Annotated in this window: 17 protein-coding genes and 3 pseudogenes; 14 read left to right on the top strand and 6 right to left on the bottom strand. The window is 67.2% G+C overall.

Annotated features, from left to right (window positions below; translation table 11 throughout):
* Positions 1-61 precede the first annotated feature (61 nt).
* Both ADL15_RS57410 and ADL15_RS57405 read left to right on the top strand, forming a co-directional pair.
* Positions 62-303: pseudogene (locus ADL15_RS57410) on the top strand (transposase); the annotation flags it as partial.
* A 77-nt stretch (positions 304-380) separates the two neighbouring features.
* Positions 381-510, top strand: a pseudogene (locus ADL15_RS57405) (IS701 family transposase); the annotation flags it as partial.
* Between the two features lie 2 nt (positions 511-512).
* On the opposite strand, the gene ADL15_RS33540 reads toward ADL15_RS57405, so the two are convergent.
* Entirely contained in the window at positions 513-2,666 is a 2,154-nt protein-coding gene (locus ADL15_RS33540; protein WP_067699543.1) for an MMPL family transporter, read from the bottom strand.
* Between the two features lie 919 nt (positions 2,667-3,585).
* On the opposite strand from ADL15_RS33540, the gene ADL15_RS33530 reads away from it, so the two are divergent.
* Positions 3,586-4,746, top strand: coding sequence for an amidohydrolase family protein (locus ADL15_RS33530; protein ID WP_067699537.1), 1,161 nt, complete (start codon positions 3,586-3,588; stop codon positions 4,744-4,746).
* Positions 4,747-5,066: 320 nt separating this feature from the next.
* Here the strand turns inward: ADL15_RS33530 and ADL15_RS33525 are convergent.
* A pseudogene (locus tag ADL15_RS33525) lies at positions 5,067-5,497 on the bottom strand (transposase family protein); the annotation flags it as partial.
* Positions 5,498-5,921: 424 nt separating this feature from the next.
* Between ADL15_RS33525 and ADL15_RS53395 the strand changes: the two are divergent.
* From ADL15_RS53395 to ADL15_RS33505, 5 genes are all read left to right on the top strand, one after another.
* Complete coding sequence (locus ADL15_RS53395) at positions 5,922-6,236, top strand: hypothetical protein (protein WP_157441764.1); 315 nt, start codon at positions 5,922-5,924, stop codon at positions 6,234-6,236.
* A gap of 258 nt (positions 6,237-6,494) precedes the next feature.
* Positions 6,495-12,428, top strand: coding sequence for a non-ribosomal peptide synthetase (locus ADL15_RS33520; RefSeq protein WP_067699535.1), 5,934 nt, complete (start codon positions 6,495-6,497; stop codon positions 12,426-12,428).
* Positions 12,425-12,631: an MbtH family protein gene (locus tag ADL15_RS33515; protein ID WP_067699533.1), complete on the top strand. Its 207-nt coding sequence runs from the start codon at positions 12,425-12,427 to the stop codon at positions 12,629-12,631. Before ADL15_RS33520 ends, ADL15_RS33515 begins: the two co-directional genes overlap by 4 nt.
* A complete protein-coding gene (locus ADL15_RS33510) occupies positions 12,589-13,347 on the top strand; it encodes a sulfotransferase-like domain-containing protein (protein ID WP_157441763.1) in 759 nt (252 codons plus the stop codon). Before ADL15_RS33515 ends, ADL15_RS33510 begins: the two co-directional genes overlap by 43 nt.
* Positions 13,337-15,073: an ABC transporter ATP-binding protein gene (locus tag ADL15_RS33505; protein ID WP_232344719.1), complete on the top strand. Its 1,737-nt coding sequence runs from the start codon at positions 13,337-13,339 to the stop codon at positions 15,071-15,073. The genes ADL15_RS33510 and ADL15_RS33505 overlap by 11 nt, the downstream gene beginning before the upstream one ends.
* Before the next feature lie 100 nt (positions 15,074-15,173).
* On the opposite strand, the gene ADL15_RS33500 is transcribed toward ADL15_RS33505, so the two are convergent.
* Together ADL15_RS33500 and ADL15_RS33495 are read right to left on the bottom strand one after the other, a co-directional pair.
* Positions 15,174-15,695 carry a TetR/AcrR family transcriptional regulator gene (locus ADL15_RS33500; RefSeq protein ID WP_067699530.1) on the bottom strand — a complete coding sequence of 174 codons (522 nt, stop codon included), beginning with the start codon at positions 15,693-15,695 and terminating at the stop codon, positions 15,174-15,176.
* A 629-nt stretch (positions 15,696-16,324) separates the two neighbouring features.
* Positions 16,325-17,764, bottom strand: coding sequence for an ATP-binding protein (locus ADL15_RS33495; protein ID WP_198171122.1), 1,440 nt, complete (start codon positions 17,762-17,764; stop codon positions 16,325-16,327).
* A 211-nt stretch (positions 17,765-17,975) separates the two neighbouring features.
* Here ADL15_RS33495 and ADL15_RS33490 point away from each other — a divergent pair, with 211 nt between their 5' ends.
* The gene (locus ADL15_RS33490) at positions 17,976-18,293 is read left to right on the top strand and encodes a hypothetical protein (RefSeq protein WP_067699528.1); all 318 of its coding nucleotides are present in this window, start codon (positions 17,976-17,978) and stop codon (positions 18,291-18,293) included.
* A gap of 23 nt (positions 18,294-18,316) precedes the next feature.
* On the opposite strand, the gene ADL15_RS54580 is transcribed toward ADL15_RS33490, so the two are convergent.
* Both ADL15_RS54580 and ADL15_RS33480 read right to left on the bottom strand, forming a co-directional pair.
* Positions 18,317-18,520 (bottom strand): hypothetical protein, encoded by a 204-nt coding sequence (locus ADL15_RS54580; protein ID WP_198171121.1) that lies wholly within the window; start codon positions 18,518-18,520, stop codon positions 18,317-18,319.
* Positions 18,521-18,781: 261 nt separating this feature from the next.
* Positions 18,782-19,564, bottom strand: coding sequence for a transposase family protein (locus ADL15_RS33480; RefSeq protein ID WP_067699523.1), 783 nt, complete (start codon positions 19,562-19,564; stop codon positions 18,782-18,784).
* A gap of 257 nt (positions 19,565-19,821) precedes the next feature.
* Here ADL15_RS33480 and ADL15_RS33475 point away from each other — a divergent pair, with 257 nt between their 5' ends.
* From ADL15_RS33475 to ADL15_RS33455, 5 genes are all read left to right on the top strand, one after another.
* Positions 19,822-20,226, top strand: a complete 405-nt coding sequence (locus tag ADL15_RS33475; RefSeq protein ID WP_157441759.1) for a hypothetical protein — start codon at positions 19,822-19,824, stop codon at positions 20,224-20,226.
* 772 nt (positions 20,227-20,998) lie between these two features.
* The gene (locus tag ADL15_RS33470; RefSeq protein WP_198171120.1) at positions 20,999-21,601 is read left to right on the top strand and encodes a hypothetical protein; all 603 of its coding nucleotides are present in this window, start codon (positions 20,999-21,001) and stop codon (positions 21,599-21,601) included.
* Positions 21,602-21,969: 368 nt separating this feature from the next.
* Positions 21,970-23,604 (top strand): recombinase family protein, encoded by a 1,635-nt coding sequence (locus ADL15_RS33465; RefSeq protein ID WP_157441781.1) that lies wholly within the window; start codon positions 21,970-21,972, stop codon positions 23,602-23,604.
* Between the two features lie 114 nt (positions 23,605-23,718).
* The gene (locus ADL15_RS33460) at positions 23,719-24,210 is read left to right on the top strand and encodes a hypothetical protein (protein ID WP_157441757.1); all 492 of its coding nucleotides are present in this window, start codon (positions 23,719-23,721) and stop codon (positions 24,208-24,210) included.
* The gene (locus ADL15_RS33455; RefSeq protein WP_067699518.1) at positions 24,207-24,638 is read left to right on the top strand and encodes an integrase; all 432 of its coding nucleotides are present in this window, start codon (positions 24,207-24,209) and stop codon (positions 24,636-24,638) included. Before ADL15_RS33460 ends, ADL15_RS33455 begins: the two co-directional genes overlap by 4 nt.
* Positions 24,639-24,702: the final 64 nt, after the last annotated feature.

The following is a 24,702-nucleotide window of genomic DNA, read 5'->3' as shown; positions in this document are numbered from 1 at the left end:
GATGCACGACGGCTGGACCTTGGCCGAGCGGGCCGGCGACCTGTCACCAGACGGGATGCACCCCGCTGGGGTGGCCCGGCAGTATTCCGGTGCCGCGGGGCGGATCGAGAACTGCCAGATCGGCGTCTTTCTGGCCTGCCGCTCCATGCGGGGACTCGCGTTGATCGACCGGCGGTTGTATCTGCCCGCGGCCTGGACCGATGACCGCGAGCGCTGCCGGGCTGCTGGGATCCCGACGAGGTGGGCTTCGCCACGAAGACCGAGATGGCCCTGCAGACGCTGGCCCGGGCTTTCGCCGCGGAGTGCCGGCTGCGCGGGCGACGCGTTGCAACGACGACGTGGTCACCACCAGCAGGGGCCGCGTCCGTGTGGCCGAGCTGATCGCCGGTTTGCCAGGTCGGGCCTGGTCGCGGATTTCGGTCGATCCAGATGCTCACGGACCACGCGAGTATTGGTGGGCGCGGGTCTCTCTGGCGGCCCGGCCGTGGGCACTGTCTGCTCGCCCGGCGCGTTCACCGTTGCAGTACGGGCTCCTGGTCGTCGGCGAGCGAGTGCCGTGCTGTCGGCGGCGTCTCCGCCGCTGGCCGGGACAGCCGGCTGGGCCACCAGATCCGGCGGCCGATCAGCAGGGTGAGGGCGGGCACCAGGACCGACCGCACCAGCAGGGCGTCGAGCAGCACACCGAAGGCGACCAGGAATCCGAGCTCGACCAGCATCACCAGCGGAAGTGAGACGAGGACCGCGAACGTGGCCGCCAGGACCAGGCCGGCCGAGGTGATGACGCCGCCGGTGGCGGAGAGTGCCTTGAGGATGCCGTCTCTGGTGCCAAGGCGCACGGTCTCCTCCCGGGCCCGGTGGGTCAGGAAGATGTTGTAGTCGACGCCGAGCGCCACTAGGAACATGAAGGCCAGCAGAGGCACCGAGTAGTCGATGCCCTTGAACCCGAGGATCATCTCGAAGATGAACACGCTGCCGCCGAAGGCTGCGGCGAAGGAGACGATCACGGTGGCCATCAGCATCAGCGGGGCCACGATTGCGCGCAGTAGTAGCCCGAGGATGATCAGGACGACGGCGAGGACCAGCGGGATCACCACCTTCTGATCGCGCCTGGTGGTCACGTCAGTGTCGAGGTGCTCTGCGCTCGGCCCGCCAACGAGCGCTTCCGCCCCGTTCACCGTGTGCACGGCGGCGCGCACCCGCCTGATCGTGTCGTACTCCGCAGTGGTGTCCGGCGCGTCCTTCGGGAACACGGAGATGTCGACCCAGCCCTCCTTGGTCTCACCCGTTTCGACCTGTGCCACACCGGGGGTGTGCTTGACGACGTCGAGAACCTGCTCCTGGTATGCCGCCCGCGTGAAGACCGTCATCGGCTGGCCCCCGAGCTCCGGGAAGTGCTCGCGCAGAACGGTGAAGCCGGTGACCGATTCCGGCGTGGACAGGAACTGATCCTGCTCCCGCAGGATGCTGGTGTTGCCCGTCAGCCCGATGGTGAGCACGCCGAGGACTCCCAGCGAAGCGAGCGTCGCCACCCAACGGCGGCGGCTGATGGCGGCGCCGAGGCGTCCCCACAGCCCGGGCTTCTGCTGCATGGCCGTGCCGAACCGTGGGATGGCTGGCCAGAAGATCCGCCGGCCGAGCACCACGAGCACCGCCGGGAACAGGGTCAGCATGGCCACCAGGGCGCACAGGATGCCGGCCGCACCGATCGGGCCCAGCCCGCGGGTTTCGTTCAGGTCCGCGGCGAGCAGGCAGAGCAGGCCGCCGATGACGGTGGCCGCAGATGCGACGATGGCCGGTGCCGCGCCGCGTAGTGCGTGGAGCATCGCGACTCGGACGTTTTCGTGCTGGTGCAGTGCCTCCCGATATCGGGCGATGAGCAACAGCGCGTAGTCCGTGCCGACGCCGAACACCAGAATCGTCAGCAGCGCCGAGTTCTGGCTGTTGATCACGAGGCCGAAGCCCTTGACGAGCAGGTAGACGGTCGCCATCGAGGTCAGCGCGGCCACACCCACCGCCACCAGCGGAATGAACCACAACACCGGGCTGCGGTAGGTGAGGATGAGCAGGATGGTGACGACGATGACGGTGGTAAGGAAGACCTGCACGTCGATGCCGTCGAAGACAGCGTCCATATCGGCGTCGATCCCTGCCGGTCCGGTCACGTCGAGGTCCAGCCCGGCGGGGCGGTCCTTCGCGATGTCACGCATCGGGCCGGTGAGGACCGCCGGTTCGCCGTAGCTCGTGCTCACGTTGAGGGTGAACATCATCGCCTTGCCGTCGTTGGAGATTTGCGTCGGCGGGCCCTCGTCGTTCTCGCCAGCCGGCGGCGTCACCTTCGGCGGGTACCGCGTGGCCATGGTGTTGTAATGACGCTCGACCGACGCACGGTCGTCGGCGGTGACACCGCCGGCACGGTGGTACACGAAGACGAACGTGTTTTCCTCACCACCGGGCAGCTTGTCCTCCAGTGCCGCCACCTTGGTGGAGTCGGCACTGGCGGGCAGGGCGTCCACGGCCCTGTCTTTGGTCACCGAGCTCAGCTTCCCGCTCAGCGGCACCATGACCGCCGCCAGCGCCACCCACAAGCCGATCACCAGCCACGGTACCCACCGGCTCGGCACCGGGCCGGGCGGCGTTTCCTTGGTCGGCGCTACGTTGACTGCCATCTTTCCTCCTACGCCAGCGTTACATCGCTTGTCCGACGCCGACTTCGTACCGAGTGAGTCTGAGACGATCATTAATGTGCTGGTCGGACCGGTTGGCAGCCGTTGGGTCGGATGAGGAAGACGTCAACCGGTCCGTGCGGGCGGTGACCGTGTTGACCCGTGCGGTCGGCGCGGGCGCGTGGTCGACGAGGCCCAGCAGGAGTGCGCGCACCTTCCGCAGCAGGTCCGCCGACCGGGTGGCCGCAGTCACGACGTCCGGGTCGGACAGCATCAGGGCGACGTGGTCCCGAGTGGGCCGCAGCAGGCGCGCCGCGACTGCGTGTCGTTGGCGTCCAGGCGCAGCCGGGCACTGACGTCCACGGTCAGGACCAGCCGCCCGCGCGCCGCGGTAGCGGCAGCCCACCCCATCGGTGAGCTCGAACAGCCATCTGGGCCGATCACCGCGCACCATCGCGACTCACCGGTTCGCAGAGCGAGAACGCAACGGCCCGTACTCGCGCGGTCGGGCAGGCGCAGAAGTCCAACACGCGGACGCATGCGCCGGGGCGCCCCGGCCGGCTCGGACGACCGACCTGAGCACTTCTAAAGTTCGTCTCAGATTCACCAGGTACGAATTCGGCGTCAGACGGGCGAGGTGATCCGTCGACAAGACGCTGGTGATGACAGTGGATGCAGCGGCGTCAGGGAAAACGCCGCCCGGTCTATCCAGATTCGGAGCGTTCACCGTGGCTCTGGCGACGGCGTACCCGGTCGCCGCCTGTGGGTCCCGGCCGGCACCGCTTCAGTGTGACCGGGCGCCGAGGTCGTCGTGGGGCACGGCTCGGGTGGAGACCTGGGCGACGAAGGCTCGATCTGACGCATCTCGCCGACGGATGCCGTACGGACACCGCACCACACAAAAACCGGAAGAGAGACTGACATGAACTCCATGGGACGCCGTAGCTTCCTGGCCGCAGCCACAGCACTCGGTATCGGCGCCGGCGTGTCCACGCATGCCATCGCCTCGGCAGTGAGCGACGACAAGAATCCGAAAAAGGCTCCGGACCAGAACGCGGACAGTACCGCGGACATCTACCAGCGAGACCGGGACCTGCCCTTCATCGGCGCGGAGGAGACATTTTCAACTCCCGAGTTGTTGAAGCTGAACTCCATCAATGCGGATCATATCGCGTTCCTTACGGAGATTGGTCTTGCGGATCTAGGGCAACGCCGCATCGACGACATGGACACGGGGGGACTCAACGTTCAAATCCTCTCTGCCCATACACCGTCAGTGCAAAATGTCCCGGGGAAGAAGGGCGTCGACTTTGCCTATCGTCTCAACCGGCTACTTGTAGAAGGGCCGATCGCCAAACATCCGGGCCGCTTCAAGGCTTTCGCCACCCTGCCCTTGCAGAGCCCGGAGGCGGCGGCGGACGAACTGGAACGCTCGGTTAAGGAAGATGGCTTCTTGGGCGCACTGACCAACGGACACATCACGAAGAAGTATCTCGATCATCCCGATTTCGAGCCGGTGTTGGCACGTGCCGTTGCTCTCGATGTGCCGATCTACCTGCACCCCGGCTATCCAGCTGACGAGATATTCAAGATCCTTTACGACACCACGCGCTCTCAGTACACGAAAGAGTTCCAACCCTACATTTTCAGTGGATCCGGATATGGCTGGCACCAGGAGGTGCTGACCCAGTGCATTCGGATGATCACGTACGGGGTCTTCGACAGATTCCCCAAACTGAAGATCATCATCGGCCACATGGGCGAAGGTCTTCCCTTCTACTACGAGCGGATCGTCAATGACATGGGCGAGCCGACCGAAAGCTCGCTCAAGAAGCCCTTCGCGCAATACTTCCAGGACAACTTCTGGATCACCACCAGCGCATTCCCCCAGACTCATCTGCTCACTCTCCTGCTGAAGCACATAAGCGTGGATCGAGTGATGTTCGCAACCGACTATCCGTTCGCGGACATAAAGGAGCAGACCGACTGGTTCCGCGGAGTCGATCTGCCACGCGAAGACAAGGAAAAGATTGCTTTCCGAAACGCGGAGAAACTATTCAAATTGAAAGTACCCGTGAAGTGATGCGCCGGCATCGGCAGCAGTAGCGACTCTCCTGAGATCTCCAGCGCGCCGACCCGCTCGGTCATCGACAGCGCGATTCACGAGGGCCTGTCGCGGATCCCTGGCCGGGAGCTGGCCACAACGCCCTCGGCGTGCCACCGATCGATGGCAGTTTGCCCGTGTCGGCGCGATACCTCCGTGCGGGGTGACTCCGACAAGCACGAGTTCGCCGGCCCGGGTGCTCGACCCGGTCACGACAGCGCGGAGCGACGTCGAACGGTGTCCGAAGCCATGGACACAACCCCTCTGGAGGAATCGTGCCGAATAGCAGTGAGCGTTTTTCATCCTGAGTAGGCGGGGTTCTCGACGTGGTGCAGGACGAGGATGCCTGGACGATCGGGGTTGCCCGGTGCGGGCTGCAGCGGAGTTTCGTCAGGATCCTCCACGTCTTGAGGGTGGCGTTGACGCGTTCGCCGATGGCGCGGATCCGGGCGTGAGCCCGGTTGACCTTCTCCTACCAGGCGGAGAGTTTCGGCCGGTAGCGGTGCCGTGTGAACGAAGTCCGGATGCTGCCGCGGGCACCTTGGTAGGCCTTGTCGGCGAATGTCATCACCTTCGCGCTGGTCGAGGCCTCGATGATGGCGCGGGTGCGGGCCGCCGTGAGGTCGTGGACGGCACCGGGCAACGCTGCTGATACCCAGACGAGCCGGCCTGCCGCATCGGCTATGACCTGCACGTTCACGCCGTAGTAGGGCTTCCGGTGTCGAATTCGGGGCTCTGCCCCTGCCCTGACCTGCACCGTCACGATGAAAAGGGCTCCATGATCACCAGCAGGCCGCATCCGTCCTGCATGGACCCCGGCTCCCGTCAGCTCCCGCACGAAACCCCAGCTCAAGCACCCCTCAACCGACTACGCAATCGCCCTGCCCGGAGGGATTCTCGGCGGACTCGGATCCGCCATTCAGGTGATCCTGAGCGGGCGCGGCTGTCTGGCACCCAAATGATAGACCGAGGTAATTGGCTACCAATCGGCAGGCACTGTGGATGATGGCACAGAAGCGGGATATCGCGGACTGTGCCGGTGGCCGAGGATTCATCTCGCCGCCGCGCGCCTGTCGCGATTCTGAGGAGCCTGAAATGTTTGTACGTCACCGTCAGGTGCTGCCCGTTGCCGTTGTTCTGTTCGCGCTTTCCGCTTGCGCCACCCCGGCTTCGTCCGCCCCGGAGCGGCTGCTCCCGCGCCGTCGACTGACGTTGCCGGGATAGCCGCCTGCCCTGAGCCGAAGGACCTCGAAGGGCTGGTTGACCTGCCCAAGGGCTGGTCGCTCGGTTCGGTGGAGTGTGCCGAGGGGTGGGCGGCGGCCTCCCCGGTGGGCACAACCACCACCGTTGGTGACGGCTGGTGCCTGTTTCAGTTCATTGGCAAGGGCTGGATGTATCGCGGCGAAGGTAGCGGCTACGACCGCAAGGACCTCGGCATCGAAGGGTCCGCGCCGTTCGGTATCTCCTGACCTTCGTCAGTCGAGACGGTATTACGCAATACCTATCGGTTTCGTAGGCCGAAGCCTCCTTGATGATGTGCGCCAGCGTCTGCCTCTCGAAGAGGGCGACGCGGCTGAGGTCCATTTTGTGTACCGCGATGGTGATGACATTCGTCATCTTGCTGCTTCTGTGGCTCTCCTCCACAGTGGCGGTCTGTTCGCGGCCTTGAAGATCGTCGTACTTGTCAACGGCGCCGGGGTCCCGGGCGCCCATCCGAGGAGGCCGTTGTGAGCGATCCGTGGACGTTGCCGGAGATGTTCGCCGCGCAGGTGGAGCGCGGCGCCGAAGAGACCGCCGTGGTGTGTGACGACGCGATGGTCTCGTTCGCGGAGCTGGACGAGCGATCCAACCGATTAGCCCGGCTGCTGATCGACCAGGGGGTCGGCCCCGAGGTGGTGGTGGCGCTGCGGATGCCCCGCGGAGTCGAGTTCGTGGTGGCCGCCCTCGCGGTGTCGAAGGCCGGCGGGGCGTACGTGCCGGTGGACGTGGCCTACCCGGCAGTGCGGGCCGAGTTCATGATGGCCGACGCGCGGGCCCGATGCGTGGTCACGACCGCCGGCGCACGCCTGGAAGCTTCTTCCGCGATCACCGAGGTGGTGCTCGACGACCCGAAGACCGCGGGCGAGCTTTCCGGGTTGGACGGTGGCGCCGTGACGGACGCCGACCGGCATGAGGCGCTGCTGCCGGACCACGCCGCCTACCTGATTTACACGTCAGGGTCGACGGGCGTACCGAAAGGCGTCGTAGTGACCCATGCGAGTGCTCGGAACCTGGTGCGGTCGCAGACGGAGATCTTCGGGCTGGGGCCGGGCTGCCGGCGGCTGCAGTTCGCGTCGGTCAGTTTCGACGCTTCGGTGTCCGAGGTGTGGACGACGCTGTTGTCCGGTGCGGCCCTGGTGGTGACGGACCGGTCCCGGCTGGTGCCCGGCCCGGAACTGGTGGAGCTGGTACGCAGCCGTGGGGTCACCCACGTGACGCTGCCGCCGTCGCTGCTGTCCGTGGTGGAGGATGCCGGAGGACTGCCGGAGTCGGTGACGCTGATCGTGGCGGGGGAGGCGTGCCCGCCGGCGGTGGCGGCTCGCTGGAGTCGCAAACGGCGCATGTTCAACGCGTACGGGCCGACCGAGGGCACCGTGGCGGCGACCGTGAGTGACCCGCTGGCCGGTGACGGTGTGCCGCCGATCGGGCGGCCGTTGCCCAACGTGCGGGCGTACGTGCTGGACGACCTGCTGCGGGAACAGACAACTGGTGAGCTGTACCTGGCGGGGGCCGGGGTGGCCCGTGGGTATGCCGGGCAGACCGGGCTGACCGCCCATCGTTTCGTCGCGGACCCGTTCGGGGCGCCCGGTGAGCGGATGTACCGCACCGGTGACGTGGTGATGCGGCGGCCCGACGGGCAGCTGGAGTACCGGGGCCGCGCCGACGACCAGGTCAAGATCCGGGGTGTCCGGGTGGAACCGGGTGAGATCGAGTCGGCGCTGATGAGCCTGCCGGGAGTGGACCAGGCGGTGGTCGTGCCGCACGGCGACGGCGCGGACCGCAGGCTGGTCGCCTACGTGGTGACCGACGACGGCGGTCCGGAACCGGCCGCACTGCGCCGGGATCTGGCCGGGCTGGTGCCGGAGCATCTGGTGCCGTCGGTGCTGGTGAAACTCGACGTGCTGCCGGTGACGGTGAACGGCAAGGTCGACCGGAAGGCGCTGCCGGATCCGGGGGCCGAGTCGGGGCAGCGCGACTACGTCGCTCCGGTCGGCGCGGTGGAGCAGAGCCTGGCCCGGTTGTGGGAGGAGATCCTCGGGGTGACCCGGGTCGGCCGTACCGACGAGTTCTACCGGCTCGGCGGTCATTCGCTGCTGGCGACGCAGCTGGTGAACCGGGTCCGGTCGGTGATGAACGTGGAGTTGCCGGTCCGGGACCTGTTCGAGACGTCGACGCTGGCTGACCTGGCCCGGCGGGTGTCGGTGTTGAAGACCGGTGTCCGGCCGGTGCTGCGGCGTCAGGTGCGTTCGGAACGGGTGCCGCTGTCGTACCCGCAGCAGCGGATGTGGTTGACCGCGCAGTTGCGTGGTGGCGACGGGGCGTATCACATCCCGGTGGTGGTCCGGCTCGCCGACGGTCTGGACGAGGCTGCTCTGCGGGCTGCGGTGACCGATGTGGTCCGGCGGCACGAGCCGTTGCGTACCCGGTTCCCGGTGCTGGACGGGCAGCCGTACCAGCAGGTGGTGCCGATGGCCGAGCTGGGTGAGCTGCTGGTTCGCGAGTCGATCGCGGAGACCGGCTGGCAGGACACCGTCAAGCGCATGGTCCGCGAGAGCTTCGACCTGACGGCGCGGATCCCGCTGCGGGTGCGACTGCTGGAGGTCGGGCCGGAGGACTTCGTCCTGGTTCTGGTCGTGCACCACGTCGCCGCTGACGGTGGGTCGATGAAACCGCTGATGCGTGACCTGTCCGAGGCGTACGAGCAACGCCGGGCCGGGCATCCACCGCGGTGGACCGAGCTGCCGGTGCAGTACGCCGACTTCGCGGTCTGGCAGCGTGACCTGGTTCGGCTGGCGCGGCCGCAGATCGCGTACTGGCAGGAGCTGCTCGGCGGTGTTCCCGACGAGATCGCGTTGCCCGTCGACCGGGGCAGGCCTGCCGAACCGACGTATCGCGGCCGGTCGGTGCCGGTGTCGCTGCCCGCTGAGACGCACGAGCGGGTAGCCGAGGCGGCGCGGCAGCACGGTGCCACCACTTTCATGGTGTTGCAGTCGGCGGTGGCCGCGGTGCTGTTCCGTCTCGGTGCCGGTACCGACATCCCGCTCGGGTGGCCGGTGTCCGGCCGGGTCGACGAGGCCCTGGAGGATCTGGTCGGCTTCTTCGTCAACACCCTGGTGCTGCGGGCCGACCTGTCCGGGGATCCGTCGTTCGACCAGCTCATCGACCGGGTACGGGAGCAGGATCTGCTGGCGTTCAGCAACCAGGACGTGCCCTTCGAGAGTGTCGTCGAGGAGCTGAACCCGCCCCGTGTACCGGGTCGGCATCCGCTGTTCCAGGTGATGGTCGCCTCGCAGGTCGGCAAGTCGGCGCGATTCGGTCTGGACGGGGTGCGTTCGGAGCGGGTCGGTGTGGGATCCGGGTCGGCGAAGTTCGACCTGAGCATCCAGTTCGTCGAGTTCCTCGATGAGGCCGGTCGGCCGGTCGGTATCGGCGGTGAGGTGATGTACGCCGGTGACCTGTTCGACCACGACACCGCCGAGCGGATGGTCGCCATGCTCGGCCGGCTGCTGACCGAGGCGGTGGCGCGACCCGGCGTACCGATCAGTGTCCTGCCGTTGATGAGCGGGCCGGAACGGCTCGCCGTCGAGGCGATGAGCGCCGGAGAGGTCCGCGACCGGGGCGACCGGCGCTGGCCGCACGAGCTGATCCGGGAACAGGCCCGCCGGAAACCGTACGCGACAGCGGTACGTTTCGAGGGCGCCGGCCTGTCGTACCGGGAACTGAACCGCCGCGCCAACCGGCTGGCGCATCGCCTGATCGCGCTGGGCGTGGGCCGTGACGTGCTGGTCGGTGTGAGCGTGGAGCGGAGTTTCGACCTGGTCGTGGCGGTCCTCGCGATCGGTAAGTCGGGTGGTGCGTTCGTCCCGCTCGACCCGGACCTGCCGCCCGCCCGTCTGACCTCGATGATCGCCGACACCGGCGTCCAGGTCGTCGTGACACACGCTGCCACCCGGGACCGGCTGTCCGGTCACGACCACCTGCTGCTCGACGTCGGCGATGCCGCGAACGAGCCGGTGTACGACCCCGGTGTGGCGGTGGACGGCGAGGACGCGATGTACGCGATCTACACCTCCGGGTCGACGGGCACCCCGAAGGGCGTGGTGAACGTCCACGCGGCGGTCAGCAACCGGATCGCCTGGATGGACGACAGGTTCACCCTCGGCGCCGAGGGCCGGGTGCTGCAGAAGTCGCCTGTCACCTTCGACACCTCGGTGTGGGAGCTGCTCTGGGCGCTGACCAACGGGGCGACCCTGGTGATGGCCCGGCCCGACGGGCACCGCGACCCCCGCTACCTGGTCGACCTCATCCAGCGCGAACAGGTCACCTTCGTCGACTTCGTCCCGTCGATGCTGGAGATGTTCCTGCGCGAACCCGGCGCCGTCGGCTGCACCAGCCTGCGCCACATCATCGCCGGTGGCGAGACCCTGACCCACAGCCTGCGCCGCCGCTTCGCCGAGGCGCTGCCCGAGACGCTGATCCACAACCTGTACGGGCCGACCGAGGCTGCCATCGGGGTGACCAGCTGGCTGTGCGGTGACGACGACGAGGGCCGCAGCGCGCCGATCGGCGTCCCGATCGCCAACGCACGGGTCTACCTGCTCGGCCCGGACCTGGACCATGTGCCGCTCGGCATGCCCGGCGAGATCTACATCGCCGGGCGCCCGCTGGCCCGCGGCTACCTGAACCGACCGGCCCTGACCGCGCAGCGGTTCGTCGCCGACCCGTTCACGCCAGGCGAGCGGATGTACCGCACCGGTGACCGGGCCCGCCGCCGGTCCGACGGGGCGATCGAGTTCCTCGGCCGCGACGACGAACAGGTCAAGATCCGTGGCGTACGGGTCGAACTAGGCGAGGTGGAGGCCGCGCTGCTCGGACTGCACGGTGTCGAGCAGGCGGTCGCGATGGTGCACGGTGACGGTGTGGACAAACGCCTCGTCGCGTATGTCACCGGCTTCGACCCCGACCCGGTCCGGCTGCGGCGGCAGATGCCCGCGGTCGTGCCCGCACACCTGGTGCCGTCGGCGTTCGTGGCCATGGACGCCTTCCCGGTCACCGTCAACGGCAAGGTCGACCGCCGCCGGCTGCCCGACCCCGGCACGGCCGACCGCGAACGGGCCCACGTGCCGCCGGCCGGCCCGGTCGAGGAGTCCCTGGCCGAGGTGTGGCGCAGCCTGCTCGGCGTCGACCGGGTGGGCCGTGACGACAACTTCTTCGCACTCGGCGGCCACTCGCTGCTGGCGATGCAGGTGGTCAACGAGGTCCGGACGCTGATGCGGGTGGAACTGCCCTTCCGGTACGTCTTCGAGAGCCTGACACTCGCCGATCTGGCCGACCGTGTCGGTGAGCTGCCCCCGTTGCCGGACGTGTCTCCGGAACGGACCTCGGCCGAGGACCGGATGCGTGCCCTGGTCGCGCAGGCCCTGGGCGTCGACTCGGTGGCCGCCGAGGACAACCTCTTCGACCTCGGCGGCGGCCGGGAGACCGTCGAGGCGCTCACCAGGGCGATCGAGGTCGAGTTCGGGGTGGCCGTCAACCCGCTGGTGGTCTCCGCGGTGCCGACCGCGAAGGACCTGGCGACGTGGCTCGCCGACGAGCCCGAGGAGGCGACCCTCGACGTGGTGGTGCCGCTGCGCACCGGGTCGAGCCCCGTCTCGCTGTTCTGCGTCCACCCGCTGGGCGGGCTCAGCTGGCTCTACTATCCGCTGGTCAACGCCATTCCGAAGACCTTCGGCGTGTACGGGGTTCAAGCCCGCGGACTGGACCCGGGAGAGGAACTGCCCGCGACCATGGCCGCGCTGGCCGCCGACTACGTCCAGCAGATCCGCCTCGTCCAGCCGGAGGGGCCCTACCACCTGCTCGGCCTGAGCACCGGCGGGGAGATCGCCCACGAGATGGGTGTGCAGCTGCAGCGTGCCGGTCACGAGGTGGCCCTGGTCGCGATGCTCGACGCCCGTCCGACGCCGCATCGCCCGGTGACCCTGGTCGAGCGGCTGAACGCCCTCGCACACCACTTCGACCTCAACCTTCCCGCTTCTGAGCGCCCGCACCTGACCGGCGACATCCTGTACGAGCACCTGCGTGAGCGGCAGGGGCCCTATTCGTTCCTGATGCGGCAGAAGGGCCGGGCCACCGTCGACTTCTACGAGAACCTGATCAAGATCGCCGACAGTCACCGGTTCTCGGTCTTCCAGGGCGACATCCTGTTCGTCGAGGCGGTCGCGGCCCGGCCGCAGGAGCACCACTTCGCACCGATGTGGCTCCCGTACGTCTCCGGCGCGGTCGACGTGATGGCCCTCGACTACAAGCACCGGCAGCTCGCTCGGGCCGAGGTGCTGCAGATCATCGGCGCGCGGGTGTCCGAGCACCTGCGCCTCACTCCTACCGAAGGGCCGACGGCATGACCAATCCGTTCGAACGTACCGACATCGAGTTCTTCGTGCTCGTCAACGATGAGGGACAGCACTCGCTGTGGCCGGAGGTGATCGACGTACCGGCTGGCTGGCGCAAGGTCTTCGGGCCGCAGAGCCGCGACGAGTGCCTGGCCTACGTCGAGGAGTCCTGGTGGGACATCCGCCCGGCGAGCCTGATCGGGCGGACGGCGTGACGGGCCCGGACCTGCTGTTCCTCTGGGGTACCCCGCGGTCGATGTCGACGGCGTTCCTGCGGATGATGCTGGAACGCGGTGACCACGAGGTCTTCCACGAACCGTTCTCCAGCATCGTCGTGCAGGGCCGGATCGAGGTCGGCGACCACACCGTGACCAGCCACGACGAGCTGCTGAAACATCTCGAGGACCGGGCCATGGACCATCCGGTGTTCGTCAAGGAGACCACCGAGTACGACTATCTCGGCAACGGTGGGGAGCGGATCCCGCAGGTGGGGCGGCACACCTTCATCATCCGTGATCCGCGGCGGGTCATCCCGTCGCACTACGCGATGAACGCGGACATGGTCTGCGAGGAGATCGGTTACGGACATCAGGTGGAGATGGCGCGGCGGGTCCGGGAGGTGACCGGGGAACAGCCGTACGTGGTGGAGGCCGAGGAGTTGCTGACCGACGCCGCGGGTGCGATCGAACGGTACTGCCGGGGCGCCGGTATCCCGTTCCTGGCGTCGTCGCTGTCCTGGCAGGCCGGCGATCAGAAGGTCTGGAGCCGTACCTCGCAGTGGCACCGGGACGCGGCCGGCAGCACCGGCTTCACCCGTTCCGAGCGTGCCTACCGGTCCACCACCGAGAACGACAGGTTCCTGTACGACTGCTACTGGCATCATCGGCCGGACTACAACGTACTGCGCAAGTGGGCCCGCAGTGTCGTCTAGCTCCACCGACGTCTCGCCGCGCCGTATCGCGCGGCTGTTCAAACCGCACTGGCGGCGGCTGAGTGCGGTCATGGCCATCATCGTCGCGTCGTCGCTGACGAACATGGCCACCCCGTTCCTGGTACGGGAGATCATCGACCGTGCGTTGCCCACCGGGAACGTGCGGCTGCTCGGCTGGCTGGTCGGCGGCCTGATCATGGTCGCCGTCCTGACGGCGGTGTTCGGCATCACCCAGACCTGGATCGCCACCGGGACCGGCCAGCGGGTCATGCACACGCTGCGGGTGGACGTCTTCACCCACCTGCACCGCCAGTCGGTGGCGTTCTTCACCCGCACCCGGGCCGGTGAGATCCAGTCACGCATCACCAACGACATCGGCGGCATGCAGGCGGTGGTCACCTCGACAGCCACCTCGATCGCGTCGAACGTGACCACCGCTGTCGCCACGTCGATAGCGATGCTCGCCCTGAACTGGCAGCTGTTCCTGGTGTCGATGCTGGCGCTGCCGCCCGCGCTGCTGCTGGCCCGCCGGATGGCCCGGCTGCGCAAGGAGATCACCGGCAAACGCCAGCGGGAACTCGCCGACCTCAACGTGATCGTCGAGGAGAGCCTGTCGATCAGCGGCGTGCAGCTCAGCAAGATCATGGGAACCGGCCCGGCCCTGATCGAACGCTTCGCCGGGTCGTCGTCTCGTCTCGTCGAGCTGCAACTGCGTTCGCAGCTCGCCGGGCGCTGGCGGGGCGCCACGATGAACATCATGTTCGCCACCATTCCGGCGCTCATCTACCTGAGCGCGGGGATCGTGCCGAGTGCCGCCGACCTGACCATCGGCACGGTGGTGGCCTTCACCGCCCTGCAGGGCCGGCTGTTCCAGCCGATGACCAGCCTGCTCGACGTCGGTGTCACCTGGAGCAGTTCGACAGCGCTGTTCGCGCGGATCTTCGAATACCTGGACCTGCCGGTCGAGGTCGACGACCCGATCCTGCCGGTCAGCCTGCCCCTGCCGGTGCGCGGCCACCTGCGGTTCGAGCACGTCGGTTTCACCTATCCGGACAACGAGAAGCCCGCGATCAGTGACATCACCCTGGACGTGCCGCCCGGTTCGTCGCTGGCCCTGGTCGGCGAGACCGGTTCGGGTAAGAGCACGGTGGCCGCGTTGATCATGCGGCTCTACGACCCGACCGCGGGCCGGATCACCGTCGACGGGTTCGACCTGCGGGCGCTGCGGCTCAACGAACTGGTCGGGGTGATCAGCATGGTCGGGCAGGAGACGTACCTGCTGCACACCTCGGTCCGGGAGAATCTGCGGTACGCGCGGCCGGACGCCACCGACGAGCAGGTGGAGTGGGCCGCCCGGACGGCACAGGTGCACGACGTGATCATGGCGCTGCCGAAGGGCTACGACACGATGGTGGGCTCGCGTGGTCACCGGTTCTCCGGCGGGGAGAAACAGCGGATCGCGATCGCCCGGACACTGCTGCGCGACCCGCCGATCCTGGTGCTGGACGAGGCGACCAGCGCGCTGGACAACTCGACGGAGCGGGCGGTGCAGACCGCCTTGGACGCCCTCGCTCGCGGCCGTACCACTGTCACCATCGCCCACAGGCTGTCCACGATCCGCAACGCCCACCAGATCGTCGTCATGGGCGACGGCCGGATCCTGGAGGTCGGCACCCACGACCGCCTGATGATGATCGGCGGCCACTACGCCACGCTGACGTCCTGAGAAGCCGGGCTCTGCCGCAGACCGATGGCCGCTGCCCGGAGGCGGGAGAGGTGGTCGAGCATCTTCTCAGGGTCGAGGGGTTCGCGTAGTTCGTTGATGATCACGCGGCCTGCTCGACCATGCCGCCGAGGGCGATCGCTGTCAGGTCGAGGTCGGGGTTGGCCAGGCCGGCCGTCTGCAGGCGGCGGATGCTCTCCTCGCTGCTGCGGACGTAGAACTCGCGGATCTCCAGGAGCAGGCCGCGGAGGTTACCGTCCTGGTGGGCGCCGTGTTCGACCATCCGCAGCACCTTCGCGGGCTCGCCGGTGGCGGCCAGGTAGCGGCGGTTCGCCTCGACGATCCGGGCGTACGGGTCGTCGAGGTCCGGGATCCGGCTCGCGGCGATCATCTCGTCGGCTGCGGCCTTGACGATCCGGCGCAGCAGGTCGTCCTTGGACTCGAAGTAGGTGTAGAAGGTCCCGTGCGACACGCTGGCCGCCTGGGTGACGGCTTCGGGCGTGAACCCGCCCCACCCGTACTCCTCGACGATCTCGCGGCCGGCGGCGATCAGCGCGTCGTGGGTGAGGCGGCCCCGGGCGGTGGTCGGCGCCGTGGGTGCGGGGTTCGTTCGAGCACGTCCCATCGGGCACCCCTCCTCGGGGCTGCGCTGCTCGCGAGACATGACGGCGCTGGTGGGTGACGTACCGGGGAAAGCGCTGCCTGCCATCACGGGCATCTTCGGGAACAGCGCCGGCGATGGGGCCGGTGTGATCGAGAACGCATGAGGACTTTCGCCGGGAAACCAGAGCTCTGGGCAGCAAAGATATGCTCGCGCTACAAAAAGTAAACCTCGCCGCTTAACGGCGAGGTTGATTCCTGCGCGAAACCCAGAGTGATTTTTTAGGGTTTTACGTGTCCGATGGTCAACACAAAGGAAGACCCCATGCGCCGATTCTGCTGCGCATGGGGTCTTCGTTTGTGTCCGGAGATCGGGTACAAGTCATTGTTCCTGCCAAGCTGTCGACATTTATCGTATTGCAGTAGGCAGCCGCAAGCGCGTCCGAGCGGAACCTCTCGGACGGCGCTTGCCTGACCTGCAGTGCGCACCTCCACAGCGGGCTTGGCGCGAGCCCGGCCGGCCGCGGCAGCACCGACGGATCACATGGGTGGGCGCTGTTCGTGGCTCGCGCAGGCACTGAGTTGGACCCGGCGGAAGTTTGTGCGGTCGTTCTCTGATCCCTTCGTCTCCGTCTTGGCGATGGGGGTAATAGGTCAGGTTCGCCAGGCGCCAACGACATCGTCGGGGCCCCAGATGACGTCAACTACATCGGTGGGTAACGCCGCCCCGGAGCGAGTGACAACGATCAGGCCGGTGTGCGACGCGTCGAAGCCGGGAATCTGGCGAGCGCCCTCCTGGAGGGTGTGCAGGTCGCGAGTGTCGAACGCTGTTCCCAGCCACTTCAATGACCCGCAGAAGTAGATGTGCGCGGCGACAGGTGTCCGGTCGGCGCCGACGAGGTCGATCTCCGGGTTGAACTGCCGGTTCCACCAGCCGCCGACGGCGTGGGCTTCGGGCCAGGGCAGGGATCCGTTGATGGCGGCTTGTTCGAGCGAGGTGCGGATGAGCGGTTCCACGGCCCGGCCGCGCCAGCTGGTCCATCGATTCTGGAACAGGGTGTAGCCGGCGTCGGGCCGGCCGCGCTGGGTCAGGTTGTGCACATCGCGGAGGATGGCGAGGTAGAGGCGCAAGTTACTGTCGGCGACCCGGTAGAGGGCGGGTTTGCCGCTTTTGGTCGAGAGTGGCTGGTCGGCGGTCAAGGCCTGTTTGTCGTCGGTGAGTTGCCGCATCAGCGGGGACAGGGTGCCCGAGGGGATCGTTCCGTCGCGGCTTCCAGCGGTGCTGGCGATGTTGGCGAAAGTGCGGGCGTCGCCGCCGATGGTCTCCAGGACGCGGCGGGCGGTGTCGGGGTTGGGGAATTCCGAGGCGAGGGACTGCTCGGGAACAGTGAACAGTGGTGACGCGGGGTCGGTGCACTCGTCGCGGAGGTAGTCGTCGGCGCCGGTTCCGGACGGCCAGCGCAGCAGGATCCCGGGTAGGCCCCCGGTGATCAGGTGCGCGTCGATGGCATCGGAGCCGGTCAGCCCGGTCGCCGTGGCGGTCTCGGCGAGGTTCAGCGGGCCGAGGACGAGGTTGTCCGCGCGGCCGTAGAACGGCCGGTCGTATGCGGTCAGGCGTTGCATCATGTGCAGGTCGCTGCCGAGGAGCAGCAGCAGGACGGGCCGGAGTGACAGCAGGCGGTCCCAGACGACCTGCAGTTGGCCGTCGAAGGTGTCGTCCTGCTCGGTGAGCCAGGGCACTTCGTCGAGCACGACGATGCAGGGCTGGTCCGGCAGCGTGCCGGCCAGCAGGCGCAGCATGTCACCCCAGCCGCCGGCCGGCGGCGTCCCGGGTAGCAACGCGGGGTCGTTCGGCAGGGCCGATTCGGTCAGGTCGGTGAGGAACTGGGTCGTCGACTCGGTGACTGACGCCCCTTTGACGGCGGTGTAGTAGAGGTACGGCAGGCCGGAGCGGTCACAGAGCTCTTGGACCAGACGTGACTTGCCCACCTGGCGGCGGCCACGGATCGCGACGGAGAGACCTGTCCCGGCTCGCTTGATGTGGTCGATCCGCTTGGTCAGCAGTGACAACTCGGTACGTCTGCCGATGAACAAAGCCAACCCCCGCTAGACGAATGACATCACGTAGATTCAATCTACGTAGATTCAGCCTACCTTCCTTGAGGTGAGGGCATGTGCATCGAGGAGGCTCCGCAGTCGATGGGCAGGCCGTGGCCATGGATCCTGTCCAACGCTGAAGGTGGACGGCAACCCATCACGTCGAGGGCCATGGGTTAGCCAGAAGCGGATACCTGACCGGTGCAAGTTGTCCGCGCACACCAACCGCGCGTACCGGCGCCAGGTCGGCGCGTACACCAGCTGGCTGGGCGAGCACGCCGGCGTGCACCCGGACGCCTACACCGACCTGGTCGGCGCCGAAGCCGCCGTCACCGCCTGGCGCCGCGACCTGCTGCAGCTGCGCCGGGCCCCGTCGACCATCAAACAGGCCCTGGCCGCGGTCGACCTGCTCTCTACGAGCACGGCGCCGGCCTGCGCCTGGACGTCGACCGGAAGTCGTCCCGCAAGTGGCCGTTCCGGAATCGGCGGTGTCGGTCGAGTTCTGGTACGGCGCCGACGACCTTGACGAGTCTGATTTCGCCGCGCCAATCACACGGCGTCTGCAGACGCGGAAGACCAGCCGGCCGCCCGGGGTGGTGGTGTCGAGGGGCTTCGTGCAGGCTCTTTGAAGCCGAGGCCGAAGCCGAAGCCGAAGCCGAAGCCGAAGCCGAAGCCGAAGCCGAAGCCGAAGCCGAAGCCGAAGCCGAAGCCGCGACGGCGCAGCTCGACGGTCAGGGTGATCAGGGGTGTCAAAGCCCCGGGTTTCATGGAGAGTCTGGTGCGCAAGGACAGCGGCGGATCGGCCGTCGGAGCCGGTGTGCCGTGCGGCGGTGCCACAGGCCGGTCAGCAGGGCGCAGACGATCGCGCAAGCCGCGCTGAGTCCGCCCAGCAGCATGAGTGCTCCGACCCCGAACAGGCCGGTTTCGTCGGTGGCCGCGGCCTGGACGGTCCATGCCGCGGTGAAGCCGAGGGGCAGAGCAGCCGAGGCGGACAGCGCCCGGACGCCGCCGATTTCATCCTGCGTAGCGGTTGGCTTCGACGTGTTGCAAGACGAGGATGGCCTGCACGATCGTGGTGGCCCGCCGCGGGCAACAACGCAGTTTGGCCAGGATTTTCCAGGTCTTGAGCGTGGCGATCGCTCGCTCGCCGCGGGCGCGGACCTTCGCGTGCGCCCGGTTGACCGCCTTCTGCCGGCGTGACAGCTTCGGCCGGAAGCGGCGCCGCTTGAACGGGGTGCGCACGCTGCCGCGGGCCCCTTGATAGCCCTTGTCGGCAAACGTCATCACGTCTGCACTGGTCAGCGCGTCGATGATGCCGTGGATCCGGGCGGCGCTCAGATCGTGGGCCGAGCCCGGCAACGCCGGCGAGGCCCACACAAGCCGCCCGGCCGCGTCGGCGATGACCTGCACGTTCACGCCGTGCCGCTTGTGCTTGCCGGAGTAGTACGGCCGCTGGTCAGCGACCCGGTCGATCGGGATCAGCGTGCCGTCGAGGATCGCGTACGCCAGCTGCCGGATACGCCGCATCGCGCTGGCGAGGTCATCGGCGGCGGCGCTGAGCAGCGCAATCGCTTCCTGCACGTAGCGCCAGGCGGTGGCGATCCCGATCTCGAAGCCTGCGGCGAGGCGGGTGTAGGTGTCGCCGTTGCGCAGATGGGCCAGGGTGAGCAGGGCCTGGCGGCCCGGGTCCAGCTTGCGCCATCGGGATTTGCGCTGCTGGCGGTGGCCGCGGATGCGCTCGGCCAGGTGGTTCAGGGTGCGCCTGGACAACGAGATCGTGGCAGGGTAGGACAGCATGGCGAGGCTCCCGGTCGGGGCATCGGGTTTTGGTCGATTTGCTGTCCTACCTGGAGCCTCGCCCTCTTCGACTACCGCCCCGGCCTACCCGCCCTGACCTGCAAGATCAGGTTGGAAAAGGCTCTCTGATACGGCTGGTCTCGGCAGAGAGTGTTGGGGCCTGAACCGGCGGGCCGCCCGACCCGAATGCGTTTCTACGGGGATGATCACCTTGCGCTTCAAGACGGTCAGTGAAGGCCCCGACGGATAGGAGCAGGATGACCCACCCCATGATCGAGGGCTTGGCCCTCGCCGCCTGCGGCCTGCTCGTGCTCGTTGCCGCCTTTCAACTGGGGCTCAGCGCCGGTGCCCCGTGGGCGGACGCCGCCTACGGCGGCCGCGCGACGCTGCCCGACGGACGGCTGCCGACCAGGTACCGGGCCGCCAGCCTGATCACCGCCGTGGTTCTGATCGCGATCGGTTGTCTGCTCCTTCTTCGCGGTGGAGTGGTCGGCTCCGCGTCGGAGAACTCGGCGCTGACGTGGACGTGCTGGGGGTTCGCCTTGCTCTTCGCGGTGAACACCGTGGGAAACGTCGCCGGCCGACACCCGGTGGAACGCTGGGGCATGGGAGCGCTGACTGCGTGCCTGACGGTGCTGTGCGTCCTCCTCGCAATCGGCTGACCTACGCAGACGGTGCCGGTCTGGATGGTTATGACGGACGAACTGGGCTCCAGCAGGGCAGGATGGATTCTGGGGAATCGTCACAACACGCCCCAATCGACGACTGCTGAAGGCACCCTGACGAAAGCTGGCTGGAGGCTCTTCCTGGCGTGGTGAGCGCCGCTACCCACGCCCGGATCGCGGCTAGATCCGGGCACCTTACCAACCCTCGTGACCTGAACACGGTAGTAATCGCCGCCGTATCCGGATAGCCTGCCCAAGCAGAGCGCGGCCGAGGTCGTGGAGGCGCTTCATGGCATTGGCCAGCCGAGGGTCCAGGCGCATTGCCGTCGATGGTGTCGTATTTCGCTGGCTGGTCAGACGCAGGCCGACCTATTGCCAGGCACTCGGATGGTCACCGTTGACGTTCGTCGTCGAACTCGCCGATGACTCGGGTGCACGGCTCGTGGTGACGCTTCCATACGCCCACCCCAGGAACTGGCTTGGCCTACCGAGCGGACCCTGTTCGCCCGGCCATCGTCGCTGCGGGCATCCGTCAGGCGCTGTCCGCCGACTGGCAGCCGGGTAGACCCGGACCTGCATTCACGATGGCACTCGACGTAGCGTAGCGGCGCCCTCCGCCCATCGAGCGTTATCGGCGGCAGATCAGTGTGTTCGTCGCCCCCGACGATACGGCCGTTTCGGCAGCTATGGTGAAACTGCGATGAGAATGCCAGAGCTGGGAGAGATTCGAAGTCCGTGGGGGCTTCAGATGTATGGAGCTCTCTGCGCAGTGCGCCTGGCAAGGGTAGGCGCACTTGGTGATTTCAAATATCAGGAGGCGCTTGATCGCTATCTTGACGGATTGTTCGACCCATCACATATGAGCGCTGATGACCGCAGGCTTCTGATTCGTTCCAGGAAGTTCTTCTACGGCGATGACGTCGCGCTGATCAAGTATTATCAAAGCGAGTCCATCGAGATTGCGTTGATGGTTGGCGGTGACGATCCGTCCCGCCCGCTGAACGCCCGTGGAATAACCTTCGCAATCTCCAACGCGTGGTCAAACATTGATTCACTTTGCAGCGAGTCCAATTCGGTGAATTACGAGGAAAATCACTTCGCGAAGCAGGAGATGCGGCTACAGGGCGAAGATGTCATGGATATCGCCCGCTCCTCCGATGGGGCAGAAGGTTGGATCGCCTTACGGGACAGGGCTCGACTGGCTGGGGAACGGGCAGCGGCATCGCTAACCGGCCTCGCCCGCGATCTGAGCTGGGAAAGCGAACTCGGGATACCCGGTTTCCGTGTCAAAAGCGCCGAAGAAGAGGAAGAGGAGCGGTTCGCCTCGCTTGTCGAACGCGACGCACCTACCGACGACTGGGGGAGCCTGTAGTCGAATGCCTTGTTATGAATATGCGGAACGCACTCAATTCGGCAGTAGAGTCAAGTTGCATGCCAGGTCGTCCCCGACGTCGATGGAGGCGACTAGGCGGCAGAATGCGCCGCGGGCGAAGAAGCGCTGGATCGGATCGTCCTGGGGCGCAAGCCGCGGTAGTCGGCGGTGGCCGGGTCACGATAGGCGGCCTGGACCATGAGGTGCACGGTCGGCTCGACAGCTTCTTTGGTGTACTTCTGCCGGAGGATGCCTGCGTGAATCCTGAGCGCGGTCAGGGTGACTTGTCGGGCTCGGGCCTGGTTGCTGGAAAGACTGTGGTGCTAGAGATAAATGGCGGTTAATCACCTGAGATTGCGGTGATCGATATGCCATCATCTGCGCCGCCATATTCGGCGACTTACTCACTTGACTCTTGGCTGCAGGCGCCCGTGACGTCGTCGCGGCATCGGGGTCGCACTGGTCCGCCGCGTCCGGGTCCTTTGCGGTTCGCGTTCTACGGTCGTTTCTCGACGGTTGGTTATCAGGATCCCGCCACGTCGCGGGCGTGGCAGCTGGAGTCTGCTGGACGGCTGATCGCCGGCCGGGGTCGGGTGGTGGCCGAGTTCTTCGACGAGGGCTGGTCGCGGAGTCTGCCGTGGACGCGGCGTCCACAGGCGGCGGCGCTGCTCGCAGCAGCCGCGAATCCTGCGTGTGAGTTCGACGCGGTGGTAGTGGCGGAGTTCGAGCGGGCGTTCACCGCGGGTCAGGCGCAGTCGGTCATCGCGCAGTTGAATGCGTACGGGGTGCAGCTGTGGCTGCCCGAGCTCGAGGGGCCGGTGGATCTGGCCGAGCCGGAGCATCGGGCGATGTTGAAGATGCTCGGGCATCAGTCGCAGCGGGAGGTGTTGCGGAACAGGTTCCGGACGTCGGCGGCGATGGCCGCGCAGGTGCGGGAGCAGGGCCGAAATCTGGGCGGCCGGCCACCGTACGGCTATCTACTGGTGGACGCAGGGCCGCATCCGAACAAGGTGCACGCGAAGTGGGGCCGGCGGCTGCACCGCCTGGACATCGATCCGGTCGCGGCTCCGCACGTGCGGTGGATCTTCGCGTGCCGGTTGCAGGGGTGCAGCGTGTCGAGCATTGCCCGGGCGCTCAACGAGCGCGGGGTGCCGTCCCCGAGTGCGCATGATCCGGAGCGGAATCCGCACAGGCGTAGAACGGTGTGGACGTTGCGGACGGTGGCGGCGATCCTGGCGAATCCGCGGTACACCGGCCAGCAGGTGTGGAATCGACAGTTCACCGATCATCGTGAGGCGGTGCCGGGGGACAAACGGTCGAGCATGGGGCCGGTGCGGGTCTGGAATCCGCGGTCGGACTGGGTGGTCTCGGCGGAGCAGACGCACCCGGAGCTGGTGTCGGCTGCCGACTACCTGGCAGCTCAGGGGATCACTGCTGTTGCGGAGCCCGACAGTGGGCAGGTGCGCCGGTATGCGCTGACCGGGTTGCTGATCTGCGCGGTGTGCGGGCGACGGATGTCGGCGCACTGGTTGAACCGGAAGCCGGGCTACCGGTGCCGGCACGGTCACACGAGTGCCCAGCTGGCCGCTGAGGGAATGCCGCCGTGGGTGTACTGGCCGCAGGAACGGCTTTTCAGCACCCTGCAAGCTCTGGACGCCGAGCTCGCGGATCTGGGGGATGCTGAGGATCTGGGTGCGTATCTGCGGGCGAATGACCTGGTAGTGGTCTGCGGGTCGGGCACCCTCGAAATTGAGGATGCCATCGTCGAATCGGCAGACGAGTTTGATCCGGTGACACCGGCTGATCCCGGTGCCGACGGTTACACCGCGACCGTCGCCGACCAGAGCCCGGTGCCGGCGCAGCGCGGTCCGGCACAGCTGGCGTTGCCGTTCACCGTCGGCGGCAGGCGGCGAGGCCGTGGTCCGGTAGTGCCGGATGCCGTGGCGATCCGGAAGGCCTGGACAGCAGAAAACCCCGGCAGGAATCGCGTGAAACGCGAATAACCTACAGGGGTTTAACGTGTCCGGGCGCTATAAAGCAGACATTGGTAACCGAACTGGACTAGAACACTCGGCCGTAGCGTCGATGCTTCACCGTTCCATCCGACGTTTCGGCTGGTGGTGGCCGTGGTGAGATCGATTCCGCTGCCACCGCTTGTCCCTCGGCTGACGCTGCCGGATCGGCAAGGTCAGCGTCGTGAAGCTGGTCGGGGCCAGCTGTTGCGTAAGCCGTTGCCGCTGCCGAAGGTTCCGGAGTTGCCGCGCCGCGATGTCGTCTTCGGGCTGTCGGCTATGGACCGGGCTGGGCGGATCAATGACAAGCTCGTCATGGCCAGCCTCGGTTGGAAGCCTGGACTGCAGGTCGGCTTCGCTATCCGTGCAGGCGTGATCGTGATCGCCCCGGGCGCCGGGCAGCGCATGCGCACGCTGGATCAACTGTGTCAGGTGAACGTTCCGGCGCGGGTGCGGCAGGCGTGCCGTATCGACGGCCCGGAGCGGGTGCTCCTCGCCGGGCTGCCGGGCCTGCAGTTGCTGCTCGTGCACCCGGCTGCTTTGCTCGGCCATCTCACCGCGGACCTGCACGCGGCCGTGCTGGGTGGTGGCGCATGACTGCGGTGGGCAAGCCCGAGGTGATGAAGGCGGCCATGATGTTGTTGCAGCAGATGGGGATCACGGCCGAGGATCTGTTGAATACGACCGTATCCGGTGTTCCGGTGCCGACGTTCGCCGAGTACGTGCCGATCGTCGCCGCGGCGGTCTCGCCCGGCTCCCAGCGCATGTACAGCACGTATTGGGCCAAGGCTGTCGAGCGGTGGGCGGATCGGCGGATCGATTCGGTGATCCCGTCCGAGATCGAGGTCGCGATGCGCGAGATCCAGGCGAACGCTTTACGCCGTCGGAACAATCGGGGCGGGCGCAGCGCGGCGGAGCATTTCATTTCCGCGATGCGCTGCTTCTACAAGCGGGCGGTCGCTGACGGGCACATCGCGGAGGGCAGTAACCCAGGGCCATTGCGTAGTCCGACGGTAAGGCTCTGAACTGGGGTTTCGTGGCTTGAGTGGCCTCTGTGGAGGCGAAGGTGGCGGGTGAGATCACGTCGGT

Source organism: Actinoplanes awajinensis subsp. mycoplanecinus, assembly GCF_001509495.1.
Classification (GTDB): domain Bacteria; phylum Actinomycetota; class Actinomycetes; order Mycobacteriales; family Micromonosporaceae; genus Actinoplanes; species Actinoplanes palleronii.
The sequence above is the reverse complement of the archived record's forward strand: the minus strand, read 5'-3'. Positions and strand labels throughout refer to the sequence as shown.